The sequence below is a fragment of the Candidatus Binatia bacterium genome, assembly GCA_036382395.1.
Classification (GTDB): domain Bacteria; phylum Desulfobacterota; class Binatia; order HRBIN30; family HRBIN30; genus JAGDMS01.
In genome coordinates this window covers 17,097-27,785 of sequence record DASVHW010000120.1, presented here as the reverse complement: position 1 = coordinate 27,785, position 10,689 = coordinate 17,097, and the positions used below count along the sequence as shown (strand labels likewise).

The 10,689-nt window shown below is 63.9% G+C and carries 8 protein-coding genes; 2 read left to right on the top strand and 6 right to left on the bottom strand.

Annotated elements, in window-relative coordinates:
* The 6 genes from VF515_05815 to VF515_05790 all read right to left on the bottom strand — a co-directional run.
* Positions 1-414, bottom strand: a 414-nt coding sequence (locus VF515_05815; protein HEX7407153.1) for a hypothetical protein, incomplete at its 3' end; no start/stop codon positions are given.
* Between the two features lie 102 nt (positions 415-516).
* Positions 517-2,286: a GMC family oxidoreductase gene (locus VF515_05810; protein HEX7407152.1), complete on the bottom strand. Its 1,770-nt coding sequence runs from the start codon at positions 2,284-2,286 to the stop codon at positions 517-519.
* A 2-nt stretch (positions 2,287-2,288) separates the two neighbouring features.
* Positions 2,289-3,485 (bottom strand): gluconate 2-dehydrogenase subunit 3 family protein, encoded by a 1,197-nt coding sequence (locus VF515_05805; GenBank protein ID HEX7407151.1) that lies wholly within the window; start codon positions 3,483-3,485, stop codon positions 2,289-2,291.
* 45 nt (positions 3,486-3,530) lie between these two features.
* Positions 3,531-4,490, bottom strand: a complete 960-nt coding sequence (locus tag VF515_05800; protein HEX7407150.1) for a carbamate kinase — start codon at positions 4,488-4,490, stop codon at positions 3,531-3,533.
* Positions 4,487-5,842, bottom strand: coding sequence for a cyclic 2,3-diphosphoglycerate synthase (locus tag VF515_05795; GenBank protein HEX7407149.1), 1,356 nt, complete (start codon positions 5,840-5,842; stop codon positions 4,487-4,489). The genes VF515_05800 and VF515_05795 overlap by 4 nt, the downstream gene beginning before the upstream one ends.
* 43 nt (positions 5,843-5,885) lie before the next feature.
* Positions 5,886-7,877 (bottom strand): protein meaA, encoded by a 1,992-nt coding sequence (locus tag VF515_05790; protein HEX7407148.1) that lies wholly within the window; start codon positions 7,875-7,877, stop codon positions 5,886-5,888.
* Positions 7,878-8,000: 123 nt separating this feature from the next.
* On the opposite strand from VF515_05790, the gene VF515_05785 reads away from it, so the two are divergent.
* Positions 8,001-9,314 carry a 3-hydroxyacyl-CoA dehydrogenase family protein gene (locus tag VF515_05785; protein HEX7407147.1) on the top strand — a complete coding sequence of 438 codons (1,314 nt, stop codon included), beginning with the start codon at positions 8,001-8,003 and terminating at the stop codon, positions 9,312-9,314.
* 16 nt (positions 9,315-9,330) lie between these two features.
* A complete protein-coding gene (locus tag VF515_05780) occupies positions 9,331-10,560 on the top strand; it encodes an acetyl-CoA acetyltransferase (GenBank protein HEX7407146.1) in 1,230 nt (409 codons plus the stop codon).
* Positions 10,561-10,689 lie beyond the last annotated feature (129 nt).

The window sequence follows — 10,689 nt, the reverse complement described above, 5'->3', positions numbered from 1 at the left end:
GAGCAGTTCGGCGGCGTCGGGCAACAACCTACCGTCGTAGCTCCATGCCAAGGCGTAGGAGCGCCGGCGGTAGAAGTCCGCCACTATCTGCCAGCGCCGTCTGGCTTCCACATTTCTCGCCTGCCGCTGGCACTCGATCAGCTGGCGCAGTGGCGCGACGGGGCCGCCGTCGTCCGCTCGGAATGGGTTCGCTGGATTTTCCGGAGCCGAAACGACAGGCTGGCCTGAGCCCTGCAGCGCCTGCTGGTTGAGCAACGGCAAGGCTGCCACGCTGGCGCTCAAGAAGGCCAGGCCGCTCACGCATATGCAGCACCACCGACGCATTTCCACAGCCTCAGGATAGCGTTCCACACCACGCAGATGCCAGGAGAAACTTGCCGCGTAGCGACGCTTGGTGTTCCGAAACTGTTCCATTTGAGTGGACTGTCGTCCGCAGCCGTTCGCAGCGACCCAACGCGTGTCCTGAGCGGAGTCGAAGGGGGGAGCGGTCCCGCCGAAAAGATGCGGGGCGCAGCCCTAGGTCATCGACGCGGCCGTCCGCAACGCCACCGCAATGATCGTCAGGGTTGGATTGTATCCGGAGCCGGTCACGAACACACCGCCGTCAGCGCAGTAGAGATTGTCGATATCGTGAAACTTTCCGTAGGGGTCGCACACCGACTGGGCCGGGTCCGTGCCCATGCGCAATCCGCCCAGGACATGGCGTGACTGTGGCGGAACGGCCGGGTCGAACGGGCTGAAGAAGCCGAACTGCGCTCCCGCTGCCCCGAAAATGTCGAGCATCTTCTGCTTGTAGAACGACGACGCGGCCAGCTCGAAATCCTTGTGATTCTTGTACGTCAGCCGCGGCACCGGCTGTCCGTAGATATCCGTGACGCTCGGATCCAGATCAATCCGGTTCGTCGGCTGCGGTGCGTCCTCACCTTGCATGATCATCACCGCGATATGCGCGTTGAACGGGCTCTCGACCAGCAGTTGCTTCAGGGACACCTGCCGGAGTGAGGCGAACGCCAGCGCCTCCGGACGCAAGCTCTGCCGGGCCGCCGTGATCGGTTCGGACGAGGTCCCGAACTCGACGATGCCGCCGAGCGGCCGGTCTGCCGCCAAATCAACACCGCCCGGCATGATGCCGCGAAAGTCGCTGATCGCATGGGTCACGGACCGGCCTCGGTCTCCATGCAAACGTTGCTTGAAGATGCCGACACCGATCGTCTGATAATGGAAAGTCATGTGACGCCCGAGGTGCCCCGTCGAATTGCCGACACCGGGACCGCTCGGATCCGAGAGCAGGCAGAGCCGTACGCTCTCGATCGGACTGGCAGCCAAGATGACCCGGTCCGCCCTCGCCGTTTGCGTCTGCCCGTTGTCATCGACGTACTCGACACCGGTGACCCGGGTGCCTTCAAGGAGCAACCGCGTCACGTGCGCGTTGTAGCGGAGCTGGCATCGTCCCGTGAGCAACGCCTTGCGTAAGGTGGTGACCGCCGGTGAGCCTTTGGCATGGCGCGCACAGCCGTAGCCTGAACAATAGCCGCAACTCACGCACGGCGAGCGGCCATCGTACGGTTGGGTGTTCACCGCGGAGGGCAGGTTGAACGGGGAGTAACCCCGCCCGAGTTTCTTCGCCCCATTGGCAAGTACACGACCCACGTACATCGGCGGTTGCGGCGGCATCGGAAATGGCGCCGCGCCGCGCGAAGAGAACGGATCGGCATCGGGGCCCTCTGCCGTGCCCGCAACGCCGGACAGGCGCTCCGCCTCCTCGTAAAACGGTACCAGATCGCCGTATGCCAGCGGCCAGTCGGCGAAACTGGTGTTGGAGTAACTGCGGCCCGCGGCCGCCAGCGCCGAGTCCAGCCGGAAGTCCACCTCGGTGAAGCGCGGATATCCCACGCCCGAGATGACCGCCGCTCCGCCGACGTTGCGGGTCAACACATTCACGTCAGGATCCGCCTTTGCCGTCTCACTCTCCGTCTGCCGGAACGTGCGCGGCTCGAGAAGCGGGTCCTGGCGCACAAAGCCCCGGATCGACATCTTCAGCTCGTCGTTGCTGAACAGCGGCCAGGGAATTCCACCGACCCCGGCCACCGTGTGTCCGTCCACCCGATCCAGCCCGGGAAAAGGATTCACGCCAGCTTCCAGGATCAACACGTTCCAGCTCGTCTTTTCCGCGGTCAACTTATACGCCGCAGCGGAGCCACCCGCTCCGCTGCCGATGATCAGCACGTCGAAGCTGCTGAGGCTATCGTTGCCGAGGACACCCGGTACAGTCGACGGGAGGCTCATGACTACACTTCGAAGCAATACGGGGAAAGGAAGACCTTGGCGGGCTTCATCGTGGGATCGTTCACCGGGCCCAGGGTGACCAGCGTGGTCAGAAAGCTGCGGACGTTAGCGCTGAAACCCTGACAAGTTTCATCGGGGTTCGGACCCGAGTTCGGCTTGTCCGGCCGTTCACGGTAGCCGCCAATCGATTCGTCGTAGATCGTGTAGCCCAAGGGTTGGCTATCGCCGTCGACACCGATGAGCTGCCAACCCAGCTGGTCGCGGTTGCCGCCGTATTCCGGGGCGGAGAACATGCCCTCGACGGTGTGGTAGGTGAGCAATGTGACGAAGCTTTGATCGGCCTTATTCAGGACGTTGGCTTTTTGCACGGCCGTGAGTTGAACGAAGTTGGAACCGTACGTGGTCTGGCTGAGCGTATCGAGCTGCGCCAGACCGGTACGATACTTGTTGCGCAGATCGACATCGATCGAGCTGGTCGCCAGCGGGTTGCCGGCAACCGCCGGCACCGCCGAAGCACCCAGAATACGAATTTTCCAGCTCAAGGCATGCAGACGGGACAGCGGCAAAAACTCGGTAAAGAACTTCGGGGGATAATTGTCGACGGTGGAGCCGGCGGCGAAGGCCAGTGTCGCCGGTCCTGAGTTTTCAAATGGAATGCCGTGGCACGTACCGCACGACATGCCTGCCGTGGGAGAGTGCGGCTGCGGTTGGCGGCCGCTGAACGGCCCGCCCGCAAACACCGGCCGCGCATCGAACACTGCGGCCTCTGCCGCAACGACATCGCTCTGATCGACCGCGCCGTTGCCGTCCACGTCGCCGCCGTCTCGACACGACCCCGGCTGGCCACCCGAACGCGTCACCGTTGCCACAATGTCAGCCGCATTCACCTGGTGATCACAGTTGGCATCACTGCCCGGCATGAAGCTGAGCATGCTCTGGATGTAATTGACCACGCCGCACTCGCGGGCACCCGGACTGGAATCCGTCGGGATGATACTCGCCGTGGCGGCATCCACTATCGCCAACTCACTGCTGGTAAGGAACCCGCCCGGTGACACGGAAGGAGCTGCCGCTGCACCTGCCGTTGCGGAGCGCATGAGCGGGCGCGCCACGGTAACGGCCGCGCCAGCCGCGGCGTAACCCAACAGTTGACGGCGGCTCAGCAGCAGCCGCTTGAGAACTTCGGCCTCTAACTCCATCCCAACCCCCAGGCACCTTCACCGGCAACGTTGGCGCGGAGAGTATCATGTGGAACGCGGCTCGCAAAGATCAACGGCGTTGGTGATCGTCGTCCCCGCTTCGCCACGCAGTGCCGCATCGAGTTGTTCCGGTAAACAAATCACGACACGGTTGCCGCCGGCGTGCAGGAACTCGATCGCCGCTTCGATCTTCGGACCCATGCTGCCGGGAAGGAATTCACCAGCGGAGAAATGCCGTTGCGCTTCTGCCGTCGTCATTCGCGCAACCGGCCGCCGTCTGGATGTCAGGAAGTCGAGATACACGCAATCGATGTCGGTGAGGATGAGGAGCGCATCGGCCTTCAGCTCGCGCGCCAGCAAGCTGCTGGCGAGGTCCTTGTCGATCACCGCTTCGATGCCAAGAAGGCTACCGTCGGGCCGGCGGACAACCGGCACACCGCCGCCACCGACCGCGATCGGGATGACACCATCCGCAAGCAGCGCCCGGATCGCAGCGATCTCAACGATGTGCTGCGGCTGCGGCGAAGCGACGACCCGGCGGTAGCCGCGGTCGGCGTCGCGAGCGACGGGATATGGGGACCGGCGCGCCTCCTCTTCGGTCAGGAAACCACCGATTGGCTTTGTCGGCTGGCCAAACGCCGGATCTTCAGACGCCACCAGCACACGGGTGAGGACGGTGGTTGTCGTGGCCGAGACACCGGCCTGCACCAGCGCGTTGTCCAAGGCCACGCTCAGGAGATATCCGATGTTGCCCTGGGATTCGGCACCGCAGACGTCGAGCGGCATCGGCGGGATCGTCCGTGCGCTGTGCTCATGCCGCAGAAAGATGTTCCCCACCACCGGCCCATTGCCGTGCGTGATGACCACGGGCAGACCGCGAGCAATCAGTTGTGCAATGGGTCTCGCGGCGTCGCTGGAGCGCCGCGATTGATCGAAGACCGTGCCTGCGTCGGCTTGACGCAGCAAGGCGTTGCCGCCGAGCGCAACGACAATCGGCGCCGTCACCGGCTGTGCTCCAGGAAAGCGTCGGCAAGCTCAGCCAGGTCCGGGTGTGTCACTTCGACGAGCCTGTAGGTCGCTCGGACGCATGGCTGGCGGATGTTGATGAGGCGCCCCAGGTTCACCGGCGTTGCGATCAGCACGACATCACAGGGTGTCCGGGCGATGGTCTCCTGCAGCTCGGCCACTTGGGCGGCGGAATAGCCCGCGGCCGGTAACGCCTTTCCGATCCAGGGATAGCGTTCGAAGCATTCCCGCAGCGAGCCGACCGCGTACGGGCGCGGATCGATCAGCTCGGCTGCACCGTAAGACTGCGCCGCGATGACGCCGGCGCCGTAGCTCATCTCACCATGCGTCAGTGTGGGTCCGTCCTCCACCACCAGGACGCGCCGTCCACGCACCATCTCGGGATGATCGAGTTGGATGTCCGAGCGCGCCTGCACCACCGTCGCGCCTGGATTGATCGCGGCGGCGTTATCTAGCACACGGCGGATCCCTTCCACGAGTGCGGAGTCGACCTTGTTGATCACCAGAACGTGGGCGCGCCGGAAGTTGGCCTCGCCGGGATGGTAGGCCAGCTCGTGTCCGGCGCGGTGCGGATCGACGACCACGATTTCGAGACCCGGGCGGATGAATGGCAGGTCGTTATTGCCACCGTCCCAAATGATGACGTCCGCTTCGGCCTCCGCGGCACGCACGATCCGCTCGTAATCCACACCGGCGTAGACCACCGCCCCGTGCGCCAGATGATGCTCGTACTCCTCGCGCTCCTCGATCGTACAGGCGTATCGGTCGCAGTCCTCGGTCGTGGCAAAGCGCTGCATGACCTGCTGCTCCAGATCGCCGTATGGCATCGGGTGACGAATCACGACGGCACGACGTCCTCGGCCGCGCAGGTGGGCAACCAGCCGCTCCGCCACCTCACCCTTGCCGCAGCCGGTACGGACAGCACAGATCGAGATGACCGGGCAGCGCGCGTCCACAAATGTGTGCTCCGGCCCCAGCAGACGAAAATCCGCGCCCGCCGCCAAGGCGCGCGAGGCCAAGTGCATGACGTTCAGATGCGACAGGTCACTGTACGCGAAGATGACCTGATCGACGTGCTGCTTGCGGACCAGGACTTCGAGATCCTCCTCCGGATAGATCGGGATGCCGTCTGGGTAGCGCGGCCCCGCGAGAGAAGGTGGGTAGCGGCGCCCAACGATTCCGGGGATCTGGGTTGCGGTGAAGCCTGCCACCTCGTAGCCGGGACGGTCGCGAAAGTAGACGTTGAAGACGTGGAAATCCCGCCCGGCCGCGCCGAGGATCAGCACGCGTTCAGGCGGGTATGCTGGGCGAGAAAAAGATATTTCGGTCATGCACTAGCAGACATTCTAGCTGCACTGCCTCGAAAGCAGTCTGTCACCCCGCCGTAGCGGTGTGTCTCCGCTCTTCGGCAACCACCTCGACGATATCGCCGATGATCTGCGTCAGCGTCGCCTGCCCCGGTGTGTAGATGCGCGCCACACCGCAGCGCCGGAGCCGGTCGTGGTCGCTCTCCGGGATGATCCCGCCCACACACACGGGCACATCGCCCAGGCCCCGTTGGCGCAGCAACTCGGTAATGCGCGGCACCAGGGTCATGTGGGATCCCGAATGGATCGAGAGCCCGACGGCATCCACGTCTTCGTCGGCCGCGGAGGCGACGATCTGCTCCGGGGTGAGCCGAATGCCCTCGTAGATCACCTCCAACCCGGCTTCCTTGGCGCGTACCGCCACCTGCTCTGCCCCGTTCGAATGGCCATCCAGACCAGGCTTTGCGACCAGCAGGCGAATGGGATGGCCGATCTCCTTGGACACCGCCGCCACACGGGCTCGCAATGCCACCAGCGTTCCGCCATCGCCGGCGAATGTCATGCCTTGCAGACCGGTTGGCGCCCGGTATTCGCCAAAGACCTGGCGCAACGTCGCCGCCCACTCACCGGTGGTGATGCCGGCATGCGCCGCGCGAATTGACGCCGGCATGATGTTGGTTCGCGTCTTGGCTGCGTCCGCCAGCGCCCCGAGCGCCGCGCGGACTTCCGCGTTGTTGCGGCTGGCGCGGAAGGCGCGTAACCGCTCCACCTGTCGCCGCTCCGCCTCCGGATCGACCACCAGAATGCTCTCCGCCTCTCCGGTCACGAGCGGCGACGGCTCGTGCTCGGTGAACTTGTTCACACCGACGACGCTGAGATCACCGCTCTCGATGCGGCGCTGCCGTTCGGCATGGCTGGCCACCAATGCCCGCTTCATCACCTCGATGGCTGCGGAAGCGTCGCTTCCGGCCGCGCCGGCGATCTGCTGGATGCGCTGCAGCTCGGCTTCGGCCCCCTCCATCAGTTCCTTGACCTTGGCCTCGATGACGGCCGAACCTTCGAAAATGTCGCCCCCGTACTCCAGGAGGTCAGTCTCGTACGCCATCACCTGCTGAATGCGCAGCGACCACTGCTGATCCCATGGCCGCGGCAACCCCAAGGCTTCGTTCCAAGCCGGGAGCTGTACCGAGCGGGCACGCGCCTCCTTCGACAACACCACCGCCAGCATCTCCAGCACAATCCGCTGGACGTTGTTCTCCGGCTGCTGCGCCGTCAGCCCGAGCGAGTTCACCTGCACCCCGTAGCGGAACCGCCGCTTGATCGGATCCTCGATGCCATAGCGCTCGCGCGTGTAGCGATCCCACAGGCGCACGAACGCCTTCAGCTTGCACATCTCTTCGATGAAGCGGATGCCGGCGTTGACGAAAAAGGAGATTTGTCCGACCACATTGGGCATGGCCACGCCGGGACGCGCCTGGACACGATCCAGGACCGCAAACGCGTTCGCCAGCGTAAACGCCAGCTCCTGCACCGGCGTCGCGCCGGCTTCTTGCAGGTGGTAACTGCAGATGTTGACCGGGTTCCATTTCGGGATGTGCTCGACGGTATATTCAATAGTGTCCGCCGTCAGCCGCAGCGACGGCTCCGGCGGGAAAATGTACGTGCCGCGTGCGAGGAACTCTTTGAGGATATCGTTCTGCGTCGTCCCGCGTAACTCACGCGGGTTGGCGCCCTGGCGCTCGGCCACGGCCGCATACAACGCCAGCAGCCAGGCCGCAGTGGCGTTGATGGTCATCGAGGTGTTCATCTTCGCCACGGGGATGTCGGCGAACAACGCCTCCATGTCGGCGATGTGGCAGATCGGTACGCCAACCTTCCCGACTTCACCCGCGGCCATCGGGTCATCGGAGTCGTAACCCGTCTGCGTCGGCAGATCGAACGCGACGCTGAGGCCGGTTTGGCCCTTCGCCAGATTGGTTCGGAACAGCGCGTTGGCGGCTTGCGGGTTCGTGTGCCCCGCATAGGTCCGCATCAGCCAGGTTTCTTCCCTTTGAACCATAGGGCAAGGATATCTGTTCGCCAGGGCGTCAGGCAACCAGCCCCCGGGGGCGTACGAGATGCCTAAGGGGTGACTGGCGCTTGCTGTGGTCATTTTATATATTGGCCCGAACTCAGAGGACACATGATTGAGATCAACGACGTCGTGGTTCTGGGTGCCAACGGCACCATGGGCGCTGGCAGTGGTGAAATCTTTGCTGCAGGCGGCTGCAACGTGGTGTTTCTCGCCCGCTCGGCCGAGAAGGCGCATGAGGGTTTGGTCACCGCTCAGGGCCTGGCGAAATCGCAGCGCCTCGCCGACCGCATCTCGGTCGGCACCTACGGCGAAGATCTGGAAGAAGCGGTCGCCAAGGCCGACTTGATCTTTGAATCCCTCGCCGAGGACATCGAACTCAAGAAGAACTTCTTCACCAGAGTCGACCGCTGCCGCCGCCCGGATTCGCTCGTCGCCACGGTGTCGTCCGGCTTGTCGATTGCCGAGATGGCGCATGGGCGTAGCGAGAGCTTTCGGCGCAACTTCCTCGGTATCCATTTGTTCAATCCTCCCAACGTGATCGTCGGCACCGAGGTCATCCCGCATGCCGGCACCGATCCGAGCCTGGTACCCGAGATCGTCCGCTTGCTCGAGAAGCGCTTCGGACGGATTGCCATTGTCACCGCCGACAAGCCCGCCTTCGCCGGCAACCGCGTCGGATTCAAGGTGCTCAACGAAGTGGCCATTCTGGCGGAAGAGTTTGGCGTGGCCTTCGCCGATTACCTCATCGGCCCGTACACCGGACGCGCCATGCCGCCACTGGCCACCGTCGATCTGGTGGGTTGGGACGTGCACAAGGCGATCGTCGACAATGTCTGCGCCAACACCAATGATGAGGCGCACGCAACCTTCGCCATGCCCGCATACATGGAGCGGCTGCTGGCTCACGGGCACCTTGGCAACAAGACTCCCGAGCGCGGCGGTTTCTACCGGCGCATCAAGGAGGGCAAACAAACCGTCAACCTGGTGCTTGATCCGCAAACCGGAGCCTACAAGGACTTGCGCGACGCTCCCGTGTGGCCCATCGCCTTCGTCGAGGAGATGAAGCGCCTCAACCGCATTGGGCGCTATCGTGATGCCTTCCGAGTTTTTGCTGAGACCTCTTCTTCCGAGGCGGAATTGGCGCGGCGCGTGATCCTCGGCTACGTCAGCTACGGCCTGAACCGCGTGGGCGAGAACGAGGTCGTCGGCAGCGCCCGTGACGTCGATCGCATCATGGGCTTCGGCTTCAACTGGGCGCCGCCAACGGCCCTGGTGGACGTAATGGGAGTTCGTACCACGATCCGATTGCTGGAAGCGCAGCACTTGCCGGTCCCGCGGGTACTCCAGCAGGCGGCGCGACATCCTGACGAGCCCATGTTCCGCGAGCCGCACGTCAACATCGGTCGTTTTTTCGCAGGGTGAAGCAAGGAGGCTGAACATGGCTGCTCCTGTATACGTTCTGGGTGGGTATCAAACCGACTTCGCGCGCAACTGGAACAAGGAAAACAAGCACATCGTGGCCATGCTCCGCGAGGTCGTCGCCGGCGGTCTGCAAGCCACCGGGGTCGATCCCAAGAGCATCGACGTTGCCCACCTCGGCAACTTCGCGGCCGAGCTGTACTGCATGCAAGGCCATCTCGGCGCCTTTCTGGTCGACACCGATCCGGCCTTCTCCGGTCTGCCCACCTCACGACATGAAGCCGCGTGCGCCTCGGGCAGCATCGCCATCCTGGCGGCGGCCGCCGAGATCGAAGCCGGCCGCTACGACTGCGCCCTCGTGGTCGGCGTCGAGCAGATGAAAACCGTCGATCCGAAGACCGGCGGTGACTACCTCGGCACGGCGGCCTGGTACGAGCGCGAAGCCAAGGGCGTCGATTTTCCTTTCCCGAAACTGTTTGGCCGCCTCGGCGACGAGTACGACAAGCGTTTCGGTCTCAAGGATGAGCACCTGGCACACATTGCCGCCGTGAATTACTCCAACGCCAAGCGCAATCCGCTGGCGCAGACACGCAACTGGTACATGACGGAAGACCACGCGCGTTCGGTCGACAAGTTCAACACCCTGATCGGCGGGCGCATCAAGGTCTCCGATTGCTCGCAGGTCACGGACGGTGCAGCCTCGTTGATTCTGGCATCGGAGAAGGCCGCCGCTGCCTACGCTAAACCCCGCGGCGTCAAACTGGAGGACATTCCCAGGATCCTCGGTTGGGGACATCACACCGCTCCCATCGAGTTCGACGCCAAGGTCGCGGAGAGCCGTGACAACCCCTACGTGCTGCCGCACACGCGGCAAACGGTGCTCGATGCGTTGCGCCGTGCCGGCCTTGCCGATGTCTGGAGCGTACAGGGCATCGAAACGCACGACTGCTTCACCACCTCCGAGTACATGGCGATTGACCACTTCGGTATCACCGCGCCAGGCGAATCCTGGAAGGCGGTCGAGGACGGCACGATTGAAATGGGCGGTAAGATGCCCATCAATCCGAGCGGCGGCCTGATCGGCTGCGGCCACCCTGTTGGTGCCACCGGCGTACGCCAGGTTCTGGATGCCTTCAAGCAGGTCACCAGCGAAGCCGGCGAGTATCAGATCGAAGGGGCGAAGAAGATCGCCACGTTGAACATCGGCGGCAGCGGCACCACCAGCGTCTCCTTCATCGTCGGGTTGTAGTCCCCTGCGGCTGCTCCGCGGCGGGTGTGCGTCAAATCTGTGGGTGCGCAGAACGCGCCTGGATATCCCCCGAAGTAGCTCGGTGCCGCAGTGTTCGTTGTGGTTGTTACGCCGAAGGCGTTGTGCACC